This window comes from Marinobacter sp. C7 (assembly GCF_022343555.1).
Classification (GTDB): Bacteria; Pseudomonadota; Gammaproteobacteria; order Pseudomonadales; family Oleiphilaceae; genus Marinobacter.
Genome location: NZ_JAKQZH010000003.1, coordinates 148,214 through 167,240 on the forward strand (window position 1 = coordinate 148,214; position 19,027 = coordinate 167,240).

Annotated in this window: 19 protein-coding genes; 7 read left to right on the forward strand and 12 right to left on the reverse strand. The window is 60.5% G+C overall.

The genetic code is table 11. From position 1 onward, the window contains the following. Nucleotides 1-18: 18 nt before the first annotated feature. Nucleotides 19-1,833: a sensor histidine kinase gene (locus MD273_RS15135; protein WP_239038636.1), complete on the forward strand. Its 1,815-nt coding sequence runs from the start codon at nucleotides 19-21 to the stop codon at nucleotides 1,831-1,833. Beyond that, nucleotides 1,830-3,182 (forward strand): sigma-54-dependent transcriptional regulator, encoded by a 1,353-nt coding sequence (locus tag MD273_RS15140; protein ID WP_239038637.1) that lies wholly within the window; start codon nucleotides 1,830-1,832, stop codon nucleotides 3,180-3,182. The genes MD273_RS15135 and MD273_RS15140 overlap by 4 nt, the downstream gene beginning before the upstream one ends. A gap of 19 nt (nucleotides 3,183-3,201) precedes the next feature. Here the strand turns inward: MD273_RS15140 and MD273_RS15145 are convergent, their stop codons facing one another. Then, nucleotides 3,202-3,723: a cytochrome b gene (locus tag MD273_RS15145; RefSeq protein WP_239038638.1), complete on the reverse strand. Its 522-nt coding sequence runs from the start codon at nucleotides 3,721-3,723 to the stop codon at nucleotides 3,202-3,204. Between the two features lie 282 nt (nucleotides 3,724-4,005). Between MD273_RS15145 and MD273_RS15150 the strand changes: the two genes are divergently transcribed. Beyond that, nucleotides 4,006-4,302, forward strand: coding sequence for a cation-transporting P-type ATPase (locus MD273_RS15150; RefSeq protein WP_239038639.1), 297 nt, complete (start codon nucleotides 4,006-4,008; stop codon nucleotides 4,300-4,302). Nucleotides 4,303-4,338: 36 nt separating this feature from the next. After that, nucleotides 4,339-6,489, forward strand: coding sequence for a cation-translocating P-type ATPase (locus MD273_RS15155; RefSeq protein ID WP_239038640.1), 2,151 nt, complete (start codon nucleotides 4,339-4,341; stop codon nucleotides 6,487-6,489). Here MD273_RS15155 and MD273_RS15160 read toward each other — a convergent pair. From MD273_RS15160 to MD273_RS15175, 4 genes are all read right to left on the reverse strand, one after another. Continuing rightward, nucleotides 6,479-8,407 (reverse strand): alpha/beta fold hydrolase, encoded by a 1,929-nt coding sequence (locus MD273_RS15160; protein ID WP_239038641.1) that lies wholly within the window; start codon nucleotides 8,405-8,407, stop codon nucleotides 6,479-6,481. The genes MD273_RS15155 and MD273_RS15160 overlap by 11 nt on opposite strands. A gap of 130 nt (nucleotides 8,408-8,537) precedes the next feature. Then, complete coding sequence (locus MD273_RS15165; protein ID WP_502846066.1) at nucleotides 8,538-9,923, reverse strand: PhoH family protein; 1,386 nt, start codon at nucleotides 9,921-9,923, stop codon at nucleotides 8,538-8,540. A gap of 24 nt (nucleotides 9,924-9,947) precedes the next feature. Next, nucleotides 9,948-10,439: a CBS domain-containing protein gene (locus MD273_RS15170; protein WP_239038642.1), complete on the reverse strand. Its 492-nt coding sequence runs from the start codon at nucleotides 10,437-10,439 to the stop codon at nucleotides 9,948-9,950. A 68-nt stretch (nucleotides 10,440-10,507) separates the two neighbouring features. Next, nucleotides 10,508-11,155: an START domain-containing protein gene (locus tag MD273_RS15175; protein WP_353050330.1), complete on the reverse strand. Its 648-nt coding sequence runs from the start codon at nucleotides 11,153-11,155 to the stop codon at nucleotides 10,508-10,510. Between the two features lie 237 nt (nucleotides 11,156-11,392). On the opposite strand from MD273_RS15175, the gene MD273_RS15180 reads away from it, so the two are divergent. Continuing rightward, complete coding sequence (locus MD273_RS15180) at nucleotides 11,393-12,394, forward strand: DUF2804 domain-containing protein (RefSeq protein WP_353050323.1); 1,002 nt, start codon at nucleotides 11,393-11,395, stop codon at nucleotides 12,392-12,394. A 10-nt stretch (nucleotides 12,395-12,404) separates the two neighbouring features. On the opposite strand, the gene minE is transcribed toward MD273_RS15180, so the two are convergent. The 5 genes from minE to MD273_RS15205 all read right to left on the reverse strand — a co-directional run bounded on the left by minE (nucleotide 12,405) and on the right by MD273_RS15205 (nucleotide 14,933). Then, on the reverse strand, nucleotides 12,405-12,656 hold the full coding sequence (gene minE / locus MD273_RS15185) for a cell division topological specificity factor MinE (RefSeq protein WP_239038645.1): 252 nt from the start codon (nucleotides 12,654-12,656) through the stop codon (nucleotides 12,405-12,407). A gap of 3 nt (nucleotides 12,657-12,659) precedes the next feature. After that, a complete protein-coding gene (gene minD / locus MD273_RS15190; RefSeq protein ID WP_239038646.1) occupies nucleotides 12,660-13,472 on the reverse strand; it encodes a septum site-determining protein MinD in 813 nt (270 codons plus the stop codon). Nucleotides 13,473-13,537: 65 nt separating this feature from the next. Beyond that, nucleotides 13,538-14,275: a septum site-determining protein MinC gene (minC, locus tag MD273_RS15195; protein WP_239038647.1), complete on the reverse strand. Its 738-nt coding sequence runs from the start codon at nucleotides 14,273-14,275 to the stop codon at nucleotides 13,538-13,540. Continuing rightward, nucleotides 14,272-14,655, reverse strand: coding sequence for a HopJ type III effector protein (locus tag MD273_RS15200; RefSeq protein WP_239038648.1), 384 nt, complete (start codon nucleotides 14,653-14,655; stop codon nucleotides 14,272-14,274). The genes minC and MD273_RS15200 overlap by 4 nt, the downstream gene beginning before the upstream one ends. Beyond that, a complete protein-coding gene (locus MD273_RS15205) occupies nucleotides 14,655-14,933 on the reverse strand; it encodes a DUF1244 domain-containing protein (RefSeq protein ID WP_239038649.1) in 279 nt (92 codons plus the stop codon). The genes MD273_RS15200 and MD273_RS15205 overlap by 1 nt, the downstream gene beginning before the upstream one ends. A 115-nt stretch (nucleotides 14,934-15,048) precedes the next feature. Here MD273_RS15205 and dinB point away from each other — a divergent pair, with 115 nt between their 5' ends. Continuing rightward, entirely contained in the window at nucleotides 15,049-16,113 is a 1,065-nt protein-coding gene (dinB, locus tag MD273_RS15210; protein ID WP_239038835.1) for a DNA polymerase IV, read from the forward strand. Here the strand turns inward: dinB and MD273_RS15215 are convergent, their stop codons facing one another. Both MD273_RS15215 and MD273_RS15220 read right to left on the reverse strand, forming a co-directional pair. Beyond that, on the reverse strand, nucleotides 16,114-16,686 hold the full coding sequence (locus MD273_RS15215) for a phosphatase PAP2 family protein (RefSeq protein WP_239038650.1): 573 nt from the start codon (nucleotides 16,684-16,686) through the stop codon (nucleotides 16,114-16,116). It abuts the gene before it with no gap. Continuing rightward, entirely contained in the window at nucleotides 16,652-17,872 is a 1,221-nt protein-coding gene (locus MD273_RS15220) for a glycosyltransferase family 4 protein (protein WP_239038651.1), read from the reverse strand. Before MD273_RS15220 ends, MD273_RS15215 begins: the two co-directional genes overlap by 35 nt. A gap of 114 nt (nucleotides 17,873-17,986) precedes the next feature. On the opposite strand from MD273_RS15220, the gene MD273_RS15225 reads away from it, so the two are divergent. Continuing rightward, entirely contained in the window at nucleotides 17,987-19,024 is a 1,038-nt protein-coding gene (locus MD273_RS15225) for an NADP(H)-dependent aldo-keto reductase (RefSeq protein ID WP_239038652.1), read from the forward strand. Nucleotides 19,025-19,027 lie beyond the last annotated feature (3 nt).

Genomic DNA, 19,027 nt, shown 5'->3' on the forward strand with positions numbered 1-19,027 from the left:
TTTCCGGAACTGACTGCCATGCCTCTCCGTATCGGTGCCTTCCTGCTATTGCTGATTACCCTGGGTCTGTCCTGGCTATTGGGTGGCTGGGCCGGGTACCGGCAGGTGGAGCAGGAAAGTCTCGAGGAGTCATTCCGCTACCGGCAGTTGGTTGCCAATGAACTTAACCGTTACCTTCCCATACCGGAACTGATGGCAGAGCATCCGCTCATGGAGCGGGCACTGCTGAACCCCGGGGATCCGCAGGTTATTCTGCAGGCCAACGAGGAAATGCAGAGGATGGCAACCATCGTCGGCAGTTCCGATGTTTACCTGATGGACACCTCCGGCCTGACCATTGCCGCCAACAACTACCTTCAGGAGGACAGTTTTGTTGGCAGCAACTATTCCTTCCGCCCGTATTTTTCTGAAGCCATGGCGCGCGGGGATTCGGTCATCTATTTTGCCCTGGGCCTGATGTCCGGTGTCCGGGGTCTGTACTTTTCACACCCGATTCGAAGCGACCGGGGCAAGATCCTCGGTGTGATCGCGGTGAAAGTGCTGGTCCATGAGCTGGAATCCCAGTGGCATCGGCCGGCGTCGCTGAGCGAGGCAGAGATGGTGGTGCTCGACGGTTCCGGGGTGAGCTTTCTGGCCAGCCGACCGGCGTGGCTTTACCGGGATTTCACCGTGAGTCGCCAGGGAGAGCTGCCGCTGGAAACCCGACAGCGCTACCCGGACCGCGAACTTCGGCCCATGCAGATCGAGCAGCTGGGGCTGCCCTGGGGATTATCTGAAAGGTCCGCCAAGATCCGGATCCAGTCTCCGGAAGGCGGCCAGGACTACCTGACCGTCCAGACCCCGCTGCCGCGCCTGGACTGGACACTCCAGGTGATGGTCTCCACGGCGCCGGTGCTGTGGACCCGGCTTGCCTTTGTGGTTGGCGGCATTGCGATTTACCTCGGTATCCTGCTCGCCTGGTTATACCTCAGGGAGCGGTATCGCCGTGAGGCCGAGCTCGCGCTGCGGGGTGAACAGCTGGAACGCCGGGTGGCTGAACGCACCCGGGATCTGGAGCGTTCGAACCAGCAGTTGCTGGAAGAGATCAGTGAGCGGGAACGGGCCCAGAGCGAGCTACGGGAAACCCAGCAGGAACTGATCCAGGCCGCCAAGCTGGCCGTGCTGGGCCAGATGTCTGCCGGCCTGAATCACGAGATGAACCAACCATTGACGGCCATCCAGACATACGCCCGCAACAGCCGCCGCTTTCTCGAGAAGGGCGCTGAGGACATGGTCGACGCCAACCTTGCCGAGATCATCACGCTGTGCGACAAGATGGCCGAGCTGACCCGGCAGTTCAAGGTTTTCGCCCGCAAGTCCGAAGGACCGCCATCGGGCGTGGACCTCCGATCGTCAGTGGATGCGGCCCTGAAAATCATTAAGGCCCAGAAACACACTTCCGGTATCGATATCCGCTGGAACCGTCCCGAACAGCCGGTGATGTGCCATGGTGACCTGATCCGGATCGAACAGGTGATGGTGAATCTCCTGGCCAACGCGGTACAGGCGGTTGAGGAGCGTGAAGCGCCGGTGGTCACCATCGAGGTTGAACCCGACAATGGTCAATGGCGCTGCACCGTAAGGGATAACGGTTACGGACTGCCGGGCAATACTGAACAGATATTTGAACCCTTTTTTACCACCAAGTCCGTCAAGCAGGGGTTGGGACTCGGTCTGTCGATTTCGCGGCAGATTGTCGATGCCCTGGGCGGCACACTTACCGGTCGTAACCGCCCCGACGGTCCCGGCGCGGAATTTGTTCTGACCTTGCAAAAGCGGGAGGCAACGGAATGACACAACCTTCGGTTCTTTTTGTGGATGATGACCCGCACATCCTGCAGGCCATGGCTCAGAGTCTGACTCTGGAGGAACTGCCGGTGGCCTGCTTTGAGGATGCCCCCTCGGCGCTCAAGATGATCACGGCTGACTTTGCGGGGATCGTTCTGTGCGACTACAACATGCCGGGAATGGATGGGCTGGAAATGCTGGAGCGGGTCCGCGAGGTGGACGACAGCATTCCCGTGATCATTCTCACCGGCCAGGGCGATATCAGCACGGCGGTAACAGCCATGCAGCAGGGGGCCTACGACTTTATCGAGAAGCCGTTTGACCATGAGGAGCTGATCGAGCTACTCCGTCACGCTCTGGAAAAACGCCACCTGGCTCTGGAGAACCGTCGCCTGAAGGCCCAGTTGCGCCAGATGGCCAAGCCGGGCCCCCGAATCCTCGGGGATTCACCGACCATGCAGAAGGTGATGGCAACCATTGATCCGATCCTGGACATCTCCGCCAACATTCTGTTGCACGGGGAAACCGGCTCCGGGAAGGACGCCCTGGCCCGTTACATCCACGAGAACAGTCCGCGTAGCAGCCACAATTTTGTAGCCATCAACTGCGGTGCAGTCCCTGAGAACCTGATCGAGAGCGAGCTCTTCGGCCATGAAGCCGGAGCATTCACCGGTGCGGACAAGCGGCGGATCGGCAAGATCGAACACGCTCACAAGGGCACCCTGTTCCTCGACGAGGTCGAAAGCATGCCAATGCCGCTGCAGATCAAGTTGCTGCGGGTGCTGGAGGAGCAGAAGGTGGAACGGCTGGGCAGCAACCAGGTACAGGATGTGGATGTCCGCATCATTGCCGCCACCAAGGCTGACCTGAAAAAACTCAGCGACGAGGGGGAGTTCCGGGCGGACCTGTATTACCGCCTGAACGTGGTGAAGGTGGACATCCCGCCGCTGCGGGAGCGCAAGGAAGACATTCCGCTGCTGTTCCACCATTTCGTGCTCATTGCTGCGGCCCGGTACGATCGGGAGAGTGTGCCCCTGGATGCGGGCCAGGCCGCACGACTGATGCAGCGGTCCTGGCCGGGGAACGTGCGCGAACTGCGGAATCTGGCCGAACGCTACGTGTTGCTTGGCCCTGCAGCCCTCGATGAGAGCGAACCCGGAGGCGAAGGCAACATCTCCGGACGCCAAACGCTTGCCGAGATGATGGACGGTTTCGAACGAACGGCCATCATCAGTGCCCTGAATGCATGTCACGGCAGTATCAAGGACACCATGGTGCAACTGGGTATTGCCCGCAAGACCCTGTACGACAAGATGAAAAAGCACGGCCTGGACAAGGCTCAGTTCAAGGACTGAGCCATGCTGTCTGCTGCCGTCAGGCCATCTTCCTCAGGGTGTTGTCCCCGAGCAGGTGCTGGTGCGCAAGGGCCGCCAGAACATGTCCGGCAAGAATGACCCAAAGCAGGTTTGCCATGACCTCATGGGTTTCTTCCCCGGCTTCCTCCATCCATTCGATTTCCGGACCCGGGGCCACGATTCCCCAACCGAACAGTTCAATGCCGTGACCTTCGCCCAGGGCCGTGAGCGCTCCGGTCAGGGGAATGGCCAGCATGACACCGTAAAGTGCCAGGTGCCCGAGCCGTGCAGCTGTTCGCCAGCGCTCCGGGGGCGTCACCTTCCCCCTGTTGAGAGCCCTCCAGGCCAGACGGCCGACCAGCAGCACGAGCAGCGTGATGCCGATGCTCTGGTGCCAGGCCATGCCGGGTTCGCCGGCGTGGTCGCCCAGGGCTTCCATCCAGGCCTCACTGAACAGCATAAGAATCAGGAGGGCCGCCATCAGCCAGTGAATGATCCGGGATACCATTCCGTATCGGTTGTCTGAATCCATCCAATTCATGTCGCTCTCTCCTCAGGGGATCGTTTTGCCAGTCCGGAAGTAACAGGCAGGATCACCTACTGCTGCTCCGGCACGTATTGGCAACTGCAGGTTGCTGAGGTTATTGGACACTGGATTTGTCGCGGAACTATGTCGGTGAGGCAGGGGGTTTGTCGCAATTTGTCGCTTTGCCCGGCGCTGGGATACATCTTGCGACAGAAGCCTGCAGAATCGGGGTCACCACAGCGGGGCAGGAGCTATAGTTACTTGGCAGCGTGCCGCACAGGGTGAATCTCAACCGTGATGAAACAGTTACTTCCCCGAGACCGTCTCGAGGGTCTCCTGGGTAGTCCGGTAGGCCTGGACACCCGGGAGCGGCTGGCGCGTCGAAAACTCTATGGAGCCAATATCATTGTCGAATCGGCGCGACATGGGGTCTGGAGTGTCCTCGCCGATACGCTGAAGGATCCAATGCTCTGGTTTCTTGTCGGCACGGCAATCCTCTTTCTTCTGGTTGGTGAGCTGACCGAGGCGCTGGTTCTTCTGGTGGCGCTGATTCCGTTTCTGGGTATGGACGCCTTCCTGCATCATCGCACCTAGGTTTCCATCGCCACACTCAGGAGTCAGCTGGCCTCGGTGGCGCGGGTCCGGATTGACGGGCAGGTGTTACTGGTCCCCTCGGAAGAGGTGGTCCCCGGGGACCTTCTGGAGGTGCGCAGTGGTGAGCCTTTCCCAGCGGATGGTGTGGTTGCTGATGCCGAGAACCTCCAGGTTGATGAATCGGTTCTCTCCGGTGAAGCCTACCCTGTCAGAAAATCCCGTTTTCCGAACCAGACCGCGCTACAGCCTGGTGAACAGGCCCGGGAGATCAACTGGGCGTTTGCCGGCACCCGGGTGCTCACCGGGGTCGCGCAAGTGCGTGTTGCCTACACCGGCCACGAGACCTTGTACGGTGAGATAGTGCGCACGGCGGTGGAAGGAACCCAGGGCCGGACACCCCTGCAGCAAGCTGTTGCGAACCTGGTCAAGGTATTGCTCGGGATTGCGCTGGCGATCTGTGGCCTGCTGGCCATGACCCGTCTCTGGCAGGGCCATGGTCTGATGGATGCAGTGTTGAGTGCTGTTACTCTGGCCGTCGCAGCCCTGCCAGAGGAATTTCCGGTAGTACTGACGTTTTTCCTCGGCCTGGGCGTCTTTCGTCTGGCTCGACGTGACGCGTTGGTGCGGCGTGCTGTTGCTGTCGAGAACATCACCCGGACCACCTGCATTTGCTGTGACAAAACGGGCACCCTGACGGAAGGGCGCCTGGTTCTCGCCCACTGGTATCCGGCTGGCCAGGTGCCGGAATCTGTGCTTCTGCGTACCGCCGCTTGGGCCAGCCGTCCCGACTCCGGTGATCCCATGGACCGTGCGATTCTGGAGGAGACAGGGTCACCTCCGGAGGCGTCGGTCGTGTCCGCCTTTCCCTTCACCGAGGAGCGTAAGCGCGAGATCACCCTCGTCCTCCATGGCGATAAGGTCTATGCCGCCGTCAAAGGGGCGCCGGAGACGGTGCTCGCCATGAGCACGGAATCGCAGGCCGGGCAACAGTATTGGCGGGAGAAGGTGGACAAGCTGGCTGAATCCGGACACAAGGTTGTCGCCTGCGCGCAGCAGGAAATGGCTGAAGGGAACGAATCGACCGAAGAACCGGAATCAGGTTTCCAGTTCTTGGGGCTACTGGCGTTTGAAGACCCGGTCCGGGAGGGTGTTGCCGAGGCGCTTGCCAGCTGTGGGTCGGCGGGCGTCCGGGTGATCATGGTGACCGGAGACCATGCCGGCACGGCGGAGGCAGTGGCGCGGCAGATTGGCCTGGGGGGCGGTAATCCGCGTGTCATTACCGGGGAAGACTTTCTGGGCAGGCTTTCGGCCGGGGACGACAGCGTGCTGGATGAGGTGGACGTGGTGGCTCGCGCCGTGCCTTCGGTCAAACTGAAGCTGGTCCAGGCTTTACAACGACGGGGTCAGATCGTCGCGGTCACCGGCGATGGCGTGAACGATGTGCCGGCCCTCAAGGCGGCGGACATTGGTATCGCAATGGGTGAGCGAGGTACCAGGAGCGCACGGGAGGTATCCGCCATCGTCCTTATGGATGACAATTTCCGGACGATTGTCAGGGCCATGGAAGAAGGATGGCAGTTGTTCCGGAATCTCCGGTTGAGTTTCCAGTACCTGCTGATGATCCACATTCCTCTGGTACTGACGGCCTCCCTGATTCCGTTGCTCGGGTTTCCGGTGCTTTACCTGCCGATTCACATCGTCTGGTTGGAGCTGATCATCCATCCGACCGCCATGCTGGTGTTTCAGAATCTCCCGGAGCATGCCAGGTTACCGACGACAGCCCCTGGCGAGCGGGTGCGCCTTCTTTCCCGGACAGATACGCTGCAGATCCTGCTGGTCGGATTTCTCACCACCGGTTTGGTGTACTGGAGTTATCTGCGGAGCCTGGAGGAACTCCAGGACGTAGGGCACGCGCGTTCGATGGCTCTGGCAGCGCTCATTGTCGCAGGTGGCGTGATCACCGCCGCGCTCAGCCGTTTGAGGGGGAGGGTGGCTGTGGTTGTGACGGCTGGCGGAGTGCTGTCAGCACTGGTGCTGATCCAGATTCCGTTTACCGCTCACTGGCTACACCTCAGCCCCCTGCACGCGGAGGACTGGCTACGAGCGGCATTCACCGGCGCGCTCGTTGCCATTCCTTTCATTTCCAGGGCCGTTCGCCGCTGGCGTACTCTCGATGTCAGTTCATAGCGCCGGACGACAGTGGCGACTGACCGTCCGGGGCCAGCAGGGGCAGGGCCACTTCTCCGGAAACCTGAACCGCCGGTACCACCGGATCCCGGGAGAAGGCTCCGGCAAAGGTCGGGTGCTGACCGTAGAGCATCAGTACCAGCTGGTCGCCGGCGTTGAGCCGCTCGGCGATTCCGGTCAGCTCGACCGTGTGCTGGCCAAGGCCACGCAGGGGGTGGACCTGCTCGTCGATGAGCTCCGGTACCGGCAGGTCCTGGCGCATGATGCCGACACCGACAAAGACAATGCTGTCACAGGTGCCCGCATGCAGGATCGGATCTGAACTCTCGAGGCATTGGCTATCCAGTTCCGGCAGGCCGGTGCTGACGCGGAGGCTGGCGGTCGGGATGCCGGCGATAACCGCTTCGGTGTCCAGGGTTTCCAGGGGAACCACCGTGGGTGTGATGCCCGCGGCGCCAATGAGTACCGAGGCCGGCAGCGGGTTGCCCAGGGCATCAAAGCCAACCTCGAAGGTGGTGCCGCCGGTGGTGATATCCGGGGCCGATATGGCATCGCCCGGTGCCAGGGTATAACAGATCTGCTGGCCGGTCGTGATCACGTTGTCGGCACTGCCGCGGCCGAGCAGTTTATCGTTGAACCAGGCCACGGCCGCCTGGTTGGAGCCAATGTCACCGCATTTGGCCAGGGCATTGAGGTCACCATTGGCCAGGGTCGGCAGTTCGCCAGTGTAGAAGGCGAGGTTGGCGAGGGTCTCCTGAATCAGGCCGACATTGGGTGCCAGGTAATGGTGACTTAACGGGTAGGTCAGCAGCCGAACGTCGCCGCCCGCAGCCTTGAGAGTGCGATAGTTTTCAACGGCCTCATTGAACGGGAAGAGGCTGTCGCGCATGCCCTGGAACATCAGCACGTCCACCGGGTAGGGAGCACGGGGCGGTGTCTTGACGATATAGCGGCCATCGCGGGTCAGGGGAAGCTGGCCGGTGACCGGGTCCAGCAGGTAGTCGTCGGTGCTGCCGCTATCCAGCAGCGCCAGGTCGCGTTCGTTCTGCCAGAAATAGCTAGGGCTGTGGTAGTGCAGGAAATCCAGGGCGCTGTCGGGGAAGAGGCCGGTGATAATGCCGTCCAGGAGCGAGCTGCGCAGATACGGATCCATGGACAGCCCGGTCTGGGTATCCCCCATTGTCGAGAGGAAGGCCAGCCAGTAGTTCTTGGTGACATTCCCGGGATTCAGGCTGTAGGTGAGATCATGCCAGGTGATCTGGGGCACCATGGCATCCATGCGCTGATCCGGATCGACGTTGTACAGCAGGTACTGGAAGCCGCCGCCGTAACTGCCGCCGACGCCGCCGAGCAGCAGGTTGTTTTGTTCGTACTTCAGATAGTCGAGGTTCGCTTCGGCCCAGTCCACGATTTGCACCAGATCCTGGCCCTCGAAGTCCGGGTCCATAACGCGGATGGATCCACCGCTTTCCCCGTGCCCTCGCTGGTCAATGCTGATCACCGCGTAGCCGGCATCAATCAGGGGTTCAACCGGGGCCAGCGGGTCATTGCCGGCTGCGGTGGTACGGGAGCCGCTGAAACCATGCCCCTGGAGGATCAGCGGGTGGCGGGTCTGGCAGTCAAACTGCGTCGGTTCGAATACCTGGAAGACGATCGCAGCGCCATCGACTCTCGAGGGCATCTCCACCCGGTAGCTTCTTCCACCACTCAGATCGGTGCCATCGGAGCAGGACGCTGCAGCCAGTTCTGCACGACTCTCGGGCAGGGGGCGTCTGAAGTGAGTGGGATCGGAGCTGCTGACGACCGGTTCTCTCTGCTGGGTCCGGGCTTCGGTACCGGAGTCACCGGAGGAATCGCCGCAGCCGCTCAGGGCGGCTGCTGAGAGACCGGCAAGGGTGAACAGGATGGACTTCCTCATGATATCGCCTTTGTCGTTTGTTATTACGATGTGTCACGTTTGAGATAGGGATCACATTAATTCGATAACAAACCCGCGGCGATGGCAGGATCGACCCTGGCATATGTCGCCAGGGTCAACAGAGGTGGGCTTAGAGATTGGCTTCGGCGTACTCCGCCAGAACCGAGCGGGGAACCCCTTGCAGGTGTACGTGCGCACCATGCCGGAAGCCCTTGAAGCGCTCGGTCATGTAGGTGAGGCCGGAACTCAGGGCGCTCAGATAAGGCGTATCGATCTGTGCCAGGTTGCCGAGGCAGATCACCTTGGAGCCATTGCCCGCCCGGGTAATGATGGTCTTGATCTGGTGCGGAGTCAGGTTCTGACACTCGTCGATGATGATCAGACTGTGCTGGAAGCTGCGACCCCGGATGTAGTTCATTGATTTAAAGTGCAGCGGCACCTTGCTGAGGATGTAGTCCACCGAGGCGGTCATGTTCTCGTCGTCCTCATGCAGGGCCTCAAGGTTGTCCACGATGGCACCGAGCCAGGGCTCCATCTTTTCCGCCTCTGTGCCCGGCAGAAAACCGATGTCCTCGTCCAGGCCCTGGGTGGAGCGGGTGGCAATGATGCGTTTGTAGAGCTTGCTGGCGACCGTCATCTCGATGCAGGCGGCCAGGGCCAGGATGGTCTTGCCCGAGCCGGCCGAGCCGGTCAGGTTGACCATGTGCACGTCCGGATCGAGCAACAGGTTCAGGGCAATGGCCTGGTAGATATCCCGGGGTACGAGTCCCCAGACTTCCTCGTTCATCAGGTCGTGCTGGTGCAGATCCCGGATGATGATCCGTTCCTCGTCCAGGTCCACGGCCTTGCCGACAAAGCCCAGCTCGTCGAGCACGAATTCGTTGATGTTGATCTTTGCCAACGGCCCTTCCCGACGCAGGATGTGTTCGGTGACTCCCTCCCGCTGCACGGTTTCCACCTTCTCGATGTTGTCCCAGAAGGAGTTGCTGAACTCGTGGTAGCCCTTGGGCAACAGGTCGATGTCGTCAAGCAGCTGGTCGTTGTGGTAGTCCTGCGCCTCGACTCCGAACCCCCGGGCCTTCAGCCGCATGTTGATGTCCTTGCTCACCAGGATGATATCCCGGGACTTGTGTCGGTTCTGCAGCGCGGCCAGGGTGTTGATGATCTTGTTGTCGTTCAGGTGTTCGGGCAGTGAGTGGGAATCCAGATGCTCGGTACTCATCAGGATCTGCAGCTTGCCCAGTGGCTGCGCTTTCTTGCCCCGCACGATGGGGACGCCTTTCTCGATTTCCTTGGGGCTGGCGTCGCCCAGGACCTTGTCGATGTTGCGGATGGCCTGGCGGCAATCGGCGGCTACCGTCTGTTTTCCGGACTTGAGGCTGTCCAGCTCTTCCAGGACGGTCATCGGGATAATGACATCGTGTTCTTCGAAATTGAGGAGGGCGTTGGGGTCGTGGATCAGGACATTGGTGTCGAGGACGTACATCTTCTTCCGAGCTTGCGGTGCTCTTGGCATAGGGGAGGCTACCTCTCTGGTTGCTCAGTCGTTCTCGGCGCAGCGCTGCGTCAGTTCCTTGTCGGAAATCAGTTTGAGCATGTCGTAAGTCGTGATGATGCCGGTAATTTTCGTGTCCCGGGTGACAAATATCCGGTGCAGGTGCTCACGCATCATGATATTGGCAATGTCTCGCACCGGCGTCTGCTCGTCAACGGATAAAACAATGGGAGTCATGATATCGCGGACTTCCACCGGAACCTTGCCCATTTCCTCGAAGATGGCCAGGCGCAGACGCCGTGCCTCGATTTCTTCTTCCGGCGTCAGTCCGGGGTTGGTGTCCGAGCGGCTCGCATTCCAGCGAAATTCGGTAATGTCCTTGAGGGTGGCGATGCCAACGATATCCCCGTGTTCGTCGGTCACGGGACTGCCGGTGATTTCGTTATCGGTGAGGAAACGGGCCAGACGATCCATCGTCCAGTTCTGGGGTACGGCCTTGATGCTGGGGGTCATGATCTCGTGGGCGAGAACGGTCATCTGGCGAAGCCTGCCTCTTGCTGTACTTTTTCACAAAGCTTAGCGCGTGTTGTCAGGTGCGTCACCCCTCACGAGTCCGAGTGCACCACATCCGTCAGTTTTCCCCGTTCATCCCAGAGCAGCTCGAATCCCTGATAACGGGATTTCCCCGCAACCTCCTCCAGCGCCTGTATCGAGCGCACCGGGATGTCCACCAGCAGGGAATTCACCAGCCAGCCGGGTAACGCACCGTTGGGGTCGGTGTGCTGGACCCAGATCATGCGGGTGCGGTTGCCTTCGGGTATGAACCGGTAAAGCGTGTCGGAGCGATCCACCCGAATCCGGTTGCTATTCTCGGCCCGCTGTCCGGGCGTGGCGTTCAGATCCATGACGATCTCGCCACTGCTGCGGTCGCCCCGGGTCCGGATGCGGAGGACGTAATCGCGGTCGGTCACCGGCCATGGCATATCATTGACCGAATAGGCATAACGATCATGGAAGTCGCCGCGACCGAAGGCATAGGATTCGCTGCAGTTGTGGACCCATTCGGTGCAGGAGCCGGGGTTGATCATGACCGCCATGACATTCTCGATCGGGGTGTCGAGCAGCGCTTCGGCCTTGAAAGCCTCGAATTTGGAACCCGGCTGCTCGGTGGTGTAGATCCGGATGTTGCCGGCTTCCTTGCGCAACCGCCAGTCGGCTGTCTGCTCATCGGGCAGTTCCCCTGCCGTTACCATCGCACCGGTCAGGGTGGTAGCCAGCGAGGCCAGGAACGCGATGGTACAAACAGCGACTCGGCCTGCAAATCCATGGGCTCTCGGCTTTCTCATAGAGTACACTTCCTTGAAGACAATGCCGCCGAGTCTAGCATGGGGCGCAGGCCGGCAAAGGCACGAACACAGGGGATTGTGAACCAGGTAACTTCACTGGCTGATGGTTCCGCGAATTGGCCCGATCTGACGACTGCCATGACCATGAAAAAACTGATTGACGACAAGGGGCGAGTTCCCTCCGGAATACTTCCGGAACCGGTAGACACAATCAATTATCTCGACTATGACCTGCGCTCGGTCATGGACCGGCCCCGATCCCGGCTGGCGCGCCGATGGCGGTTCAACCAGTTCCAGTTTGTCAGTGCCATGGCCCCGGGCTGGGTGTTCGGTATGGCTCTGGTGGACCTCAATCTGATCGGCAACGGTTTCTTCTACCTATACGACTTTGAGTCCGGCACGCTGTTGGAGCGTTCGTTCCTGCAGCCTCTGGCGATTGGAACGCACCTGGAACCGCATCCCGAGCATGGCCTCGCCCGGTTCCGGAAAGGTGGGGTGACTCTGCAGATTGCACCGGCAACGGGTGGGCGGAATGTTTCGGTGTCGGCGCCCGGCGGCATCCGGATTGATCTGGAGTTACGGGAGGACCGAAACCCGCTGCGACTGGTGTGTCCGGCCGGCTACAACGGCTGGGTGTTCACGCGGAAGACCGCTGGCCTGCGAGTCGAGGGTGAAATCCGTTGGGATCACCGAATCTGGCGTTGTGACAGTGATACCCGCGGTTCCATTGATTGGAGTTGCGGCTTCATGCGTCGGGAAACGGCATGGAACTGGGCCTGCATAGCGGGCGTACTTCCCGACGGTCGGTCGTTCGGGCTGAACCTGGCGGCCGGCGTCAACGAAACCGGTATGACTGAGAACGCCGTCTGGTTTGATGGCATTTGTTCGAAGCTGGATGTGGCAAGGTTCCGGTTTGACCGGTATAGGCCGGACGGAGTCTGGCAGGTGAGTACCACCGATGGCCGGGTGGAGCTGAACTTCGTGCCGGCCGGCGTCCGGAAAGAACGGCTGAACGCCGGTATTCTGGCCTCCAACTTCCGCCAGTACGTGGGAACCTTTCACGGCACCATCATTGATGACTCGGGCAAGAAAGTCCCCGTAGCAGGCCTACGGGGACTGATGGAGGACCATTTCGCCCGCTGGTAGCGGAGTCGGGCTAGCTTTCGGGTAGGGTGACGTTCAGTTCCAGCACCGAACAGCGTTCGTTACGGTCGACTTCCACCTGCACCATGTCGTCGGAAATCTGCACATACTTGCGGATGACCTCAAGCAGTTCCTGTTGAAGCTGTGGCAGGTAGTCCGGCTGTTCTCTCTGGCCCCGCTCGTGGGCCACGATGATCTGCAGCCGCTCTTTGGCGACACTGGCGCTGGCGTTTTTCTTGCTCCTGAAATAATCGAGGAAACTCATCCCTTAGCCTCCCTTGAACATCCGCGTGAAGAACCCTTTCTTCTGGGCTGTCATGAAACGGTGCTCCCGCTCCTCGCCCAGCAGTCGCGCCACGGCATCCTCGTAAGCCTGGCCGGCATCGCTGTCCTCTTCAAGAATAACCGGAAGGCCCTGGTTGGAGGCATTGAGCACCACCTGACTTTCAGGGATCACGCCCAACAGCGGGATGGCGAGGATTTCCTCCACATCACCTACGGACAGCATCTCACCCCTGGCAACGCGGTCCGGGTTGTAACGGGTCAGCAGCAGATGCTCCTTCACCGGGTCCATATCCATTTCCGCGCGCCGGGACTTGCTCTGGAGAATGCCCAGGATGCGGTCCGAGTCACGCACGGAGGAGACTTCGGGGTTGGTCACAACGATAGCCTCATCGGCATGGTACAGGGCCATCAGGGCACCATGTTCGATACCGGCCGGGGAGTCGCAGACAATGTAGTCGAAAGTTTCCGACAGCTCGTTGATGACCCGCTGCACACCTTCGCGGGTCAGCGCTTCCTTTTCCCGGGTCTGGGAGGCGGGAAGGATGTAGAGCGTATCCACCCGCTTGTCCCGGATCAGGGCCTGGTTGAGTGAGGCTTCGCCCTGGATGACGTTGACGAAGTCGTAGACGACCCGGCGCTCGCAATTCATGATCAGATCCAGGTTGCGCAGTCCCACGTCGAAATCGATGACGACAGTCTTGTGACCGCGCTTGGCAAGGCCGGTGCTGATTGAGGCGCTGGTGGTGGTCTTGCCAACGCCGCCTTTTCCTGAGGTTACGACAATGATTCTAGCCAAGGTTCAGTTCCTGTTTCGCGGTGGATTCGTCGTGTCTTCTTGGTCGTTATTGTTGGGTGTAAACATCAGGCCTTTTCCAGTGGCGTTACCACCAGCAGGTCGTCCCTGAGCTGGATCTGCACAGCGTTTTTCCAGCCGTTATCCTGAAGATCTTCGGAGATTTTATAGTGTCCGGCGATGGACACAAGCTCTGCCTCGAGCGATTGACAGAAAATCCTTGCGGATTCGCTGCCGTAGATGCCCGCCAGCGCCCGGCCCCGAAGCGGGCCGTAAACATGAATGTTGCCCGCGGCCAGGATTTCGGCACCGGCCTGGACCGGCCCGAGAACGATCACGTCGCCTTCCGGCGCATGGATCTGTTGGCCTGAACGGACAGGGTGGCTGATGATCCGGGCAGGTGCCGGCCCGACGGACGGCGGCTCGCTCTCGGGTTCGGTCGCCACCTCGGGCTCTTCGGGTTTTCCCCGCTGGCTGGAGCCGGGCAGCAGTGCCAGGGATGCCCCCCGCGCCAGTCGACGCTGATCTTCATTTCCCCCACGCACGCCGATGACCTGAATATTGTGCCGGCGACAGGCGCCGATAATCTTGAAAAAGTCCAGCTCGCTGTCCAGGCCCTCGTATTTTTCCAGACTGATGATCAGCGGAATGTCCTTGAAGAATCCCGGTGCCTGGTTGATCTTTTCCCGCAGGTTGGCCTCGAACTCGTCGTTGTCGAAGTAATAGAGTTCAAGCGCGGTCATCGAGATATTGGCGCTCTTGAACTGGAAACTCTGCTGTACCCCGGTGCTGGCGGTATCGGTCATGAACGTGTCTCTTCTTCCCTGGTGATGGGCGCAGTGTGTGATCGCAGTGGTTCGCCGTCAAAACGGATGCCGGACCAGCCGGTACTGATGAACTGGCGGATATTGCCGTGGCTGTCACCGGCCGGGTCAGCCAGAACCTGGTCATAATGCTGGGCAAACAGGCGCAGGGTCTCGGACTCATTGAGATTGCAGTGACGACCAAGGGCAAATACCCGGCAGGAACCGGCATTTTCTCCGGCGGCATTGGACAGGGGGCCATTGTGAAACGCGGTGGGCTGGTAGTCGAAGTAACGATCGATCAGCGCCAGGGTGTCCTCGAAATTGCTGCGGCCCGCCTCCAGGGCCGCCAGGTGAATCCGCACCGCCTCATTCACATTCATTACTTGTGTTCCTGCTTGGGGCCGATCTGATAGCGCTCCTTCCACTCCTCGTAGGGCATGCCGTAGATTTCTTCCCGGGCGTCGGGGTCGGAGATCTCGAAACCACGTTCCTGGGCCTCGGCCCGGTACCATTTGGACAGGCAGTTGCGGCAGAAGCCGGCCAGGTTCATCAGATCGATGTTCTGCACCTCGGTGTTGTCACGCAGGTGCCTGACCAGGCGGCGGAAGGCGGCCGCCTCGATTTCAGTGCGTTCAGACTCGGGAATCGGGTTGCTCATGGGGACCTCGCGGTAGTCCTTGATGGAGTTGTTGGAGTTCCTGACATTCTCGGCATGTTAGCGTAATATACAAGGCTGTATATATGTACAGAGTATGGACGCGAGCCCCCTGACCATGCCCCAGCGCAAGATCATCCATCTGGATTGTGATTGCTTTTACGCCGCCGTGGAAATGCGAGACGACCCCAGCCTGCGGGACGTCCCCCTGGCGGTGGGTGGTGAGGGTGGCCGCGGCGTGGTAACCACCTGTAACTATCGGGCCCGCGCCTTCGGGGTGCGTTCCGCCATGCCCGGTAGCGAAGCGAGGCGTTTGTGTCCCGGTCTGGTGACCGTGCCGCCGGACATGGGCAAGTACCGGGCGGTTTCCCGTCAGGTCATGGATATTCTGCGGGAGCTGACGGATCTGGTGGAACCGCTGTCCCTGGATGAGGCCTTCCTGGACGTTTCTGATGTCACGGACCAGAAAGGTAGCGGGACCCTGATGGCCCGTTACCTGAGGGAGCGCATCCGCCGCGAAGTGGGCATCACCGTTTCTGCCGGGGTGGCGCCCAACAAGTTCCTGGCCAAGATTGCCAGCGACTGGCAAAAACCCGATGGCCTCTTCGTCATCACGCCGGATCAGGTTCAGGAGTTTGTCCGGGATCTGCCGGTGGAAAAGCTGTTCGGAGTAGGGCAGGTGACCGCCTCCAAGCTCAATGCTCTTGGGGTAAAGACCTGCGGGGACATGCAGGCACTGGGCGCCGATGTACTGCTGGAGCGTTTTGGCAAGCAGGGCTATCGCCTGCACGAGATGGCGCATGGTCGTGATGATCGGCCGGTGGTGGTGTCCCGAATCGCCAAGTCGGTGAGTGTCGAACGCACCTTTTCCCAGGATTTACCGGACAAGACAGCATGCGAGTCGGTCTTGCCCGCGCTGGTGGCCGACCTGAACCTCCGCCTTGGTCGCAAGGGCCGTAACAAGCCGATTCACAAGCTGTTTATCAAGATCCGTTACAGTGATTTCTCCACCCATACGCTGGAACGGGTTCGTGAACAGGTGAAGGAGCCCCTGGTTGCTGATTACCAGCCTCTTCTGGATGAACTGGTCACCAACACGGAACGACCGGTCCGGCTACTGGGTGTCGGGGTGCGGTTTCGTAACGACGATGCGCCGGTAACCCAGCTCAGGTTGTTCGACTGATCAGCCGCCGATGAGGGCCATGGTCGCCTCTGAGAACTGGTGAACTGACAGATAGCCGATTGCGCCACCGATCAGCCCGCCGGCAAGTACATCACTGGGATAGTGCAAACCGAGCACCACCCGTGAAGCCGCAACGCTAAAGGTGAACGGCAGGAGGCAGAGGGCCAGGCCGGGCAACGCGGCCAACAACATGACCTGAAAGCACACAGCATGAAGTGTGTGGCCTGAGGGAAAGCTGTACCGGTCCAGCGGCGGCGTACCGCAGTTTATGGACGGGAAGGAAATGAACGGCCGTTCCCGGATCAGCCATCGCTTGAGTAGCTTGTAACTCAGTGTGCAGGCCAGGCCGGTCAGGGCCATCAGCAGTGCCAGCCCGGGACCGGATGCCGGCTCCACCAAAGGCAGTGCCAGGATCAGCGCGTACCAGAGCCAGCCATCGCCCAACCGGCTCACGACGCGAAAGTAGCCCAGCACCGGACGGAACCTCAGCGAACGGTTGATCGCCCGGCACAGCAGGTATTCCCGCTGGTCGGCCCGCTCAAAGAATCGAGATGCTTTGCTTGCTGAGGGCATGGTATCCCGCCTTGTTGTCAGGGTTCAGAACCAGCTGTTCGAACTGTTCGATCTGGGTCGACCAGCTGAGTTCCAGGGCATCGAGCCGGGCCTGGGCGCGCAGTCGGCTGAGCAGCGTAGGCTGGTCCGCGAGTCTCAGGGCGCAGTCGATAAAGCCTTCGTCATCATCCATGGCAATCTTCATACCGTTCTCCTCGTTCCGGATGTGTTCACTGGCGGCTGCGTCGTCAAACGCCACTACCGCCAGTCCACTGGCCATGGCCTCCAACACGACGTTACCGAACGTGTCGGTCTTGCTCGGGAACAGAAACAGGTCACCGGAGGCGTAGAACTTCGCCAGTTCCTCGCCCCGTCGGATGCCACAGAACAGGTACTCAGGGTGGCGTTCAGCCAGCTCGCGACGCAACGGGCCTTCGCCAACGAGGATGAATCGGGAGTTGGGGTGCAGTCCCCGGATCCGTTCATAGCAGGCCACGGCCAGACGGAGGTTCTTCTCCGGGGCCAGGCGCCCCACATAGATGACAGCCCTGTCGTTCGGGGCCAGCCCCCATTGTCGACGAAGCTCGTTATCCCGTTTGTGAGGGGAGAACCGGTGACAATCGATGCCCCGGCTCCACAGCCCCGTGGCCGGAATTCCCATGGCTCGTGTCACCTGTTGCATCTTGTGGGTCGGAACCAGGGTTATATCTGTCCGGTTGTGGAACCAGCGACCGTAGGCACACAGGAGACGTTCCAGGGCACCCACGCCGTAGTAGCGGCTGTACTGGTGGAAGTTCGTGTGAAAGCCGGAGCTGATCGGGATACCCATCCGTCTTGCTGCGCTGACGGCAGCCACGCCCAGCGGCCCCTGGGTTGCCACATAGACTGCATCCGGGCGGGCATCCCGCCACAGGCGCATCAGCCGACGGGCGCTGGCTATGCCGAACCGGAGGTCGGCATAGCCAGGAAGAGGGAGCCCCGAAACCACGAGTTCCTCATTGAACAGGGCCTCTCCCGCACTTGCGACAGCGCCTGCCACCTCGTGATGTTGCCGGGGCCGGACCACACTTACCCGGTGGCCCCGCTGCATCAGCCCCTGGCACAGGTGTCTCAGCGTATTGGCCACGCCATTGATTTCCGGCGGAAAAGTCTCGGAAACAATGGTAATGTGTTGCTGGCGCAGGTTGGGCTGGGTGGTCTGGGTCACGGTGTTTCCTGTGGTTCCTCCTACATGCGTTCACTATGGAAAGCGCGCATGACAGTTATGCGACACTCCCGTGACATTCCTTTTACCCGTGCAATGAACTGAAGCGGAGACAATATGCAGACGCGAAAGCTAGGTAAGACCGACATTGATGTGAGCATGATCTGCCTGGGAACCATGACCTGGGGCGAGCAGAACAGCGAACAGGAAGCCTTCGAGCAGCTTGATTATGCGACGGGGGAGGGCATCAACTTCATCGACGCGGCGGAGATGTACCCGGTGCCGCCGAAGCCGGAGACCCAGGGGCTGACGGAAACCTATGTGGGCAACTGGCTGGCCCGGCGCGGGCGTCGTGACGATCTGGTGATCGCTTCCAAAGTGGCGGGTCCGGGCAATGGCCTGGGCTATCTGCGCGGCGGTCCTCGACTGACTCGGGATCATATTCGACAGGCCTGCGAGGACAGCCTCAAACGCTTGCAGACGGATTACATCGATCTGTACCAGGTGCACTGGCCGGACCGGAACTCGAACTTCTTCGGCAAACTCGGCTATGTGCACAAGGCCGATGAGGACGCCACGCCGATTGAGGAAACGCTGTCAGCGCTGGACGAGCTGGTCCGGGAAGGGAAGGTGCGGCACATTGGCCTGTCCAACGAGACCCCGTGGGGAACCTCGGAATACCTGCGTTTGTCCCGGGAAAAGGACTGGCCCCGGGTAGTGAGCATCCAGAACCCCTACAATCTGCTCAACCGCTCGTTCGAGGCGGGGCTGGCGGAATTTGCCCACCGTGAGCAGACCGGGTTACTGGCCTATTCGCCCCTGGCCTTTGGCATGCTTTCAGGCAAGTACCTCGGTGGCAAGTGGCCGGAAAAGGGGCGGCTCACACTTTTCGAGCGCTTCAGCCGTTACACCTCGGATCGTGGCATGGAAGCAACCCGCGCCTACGTGGAGCTGGCCCGCCAGAACGATCTGACGCCGACCCAGCTGGCCCTTGCCTATGTGAACAGCCGGAGTTTCGTGACCAGCAACATCATTGGTGCGACCACCATGGATCAGCTTCGGGAAAATGTTGGTTCCGCCAGTGTCACTCTCGGCGAGCCGGTTCTTGAGGCAATCGAGGAGATTCACCGGGAATTTACCTATCCCTGCCCCTGACGC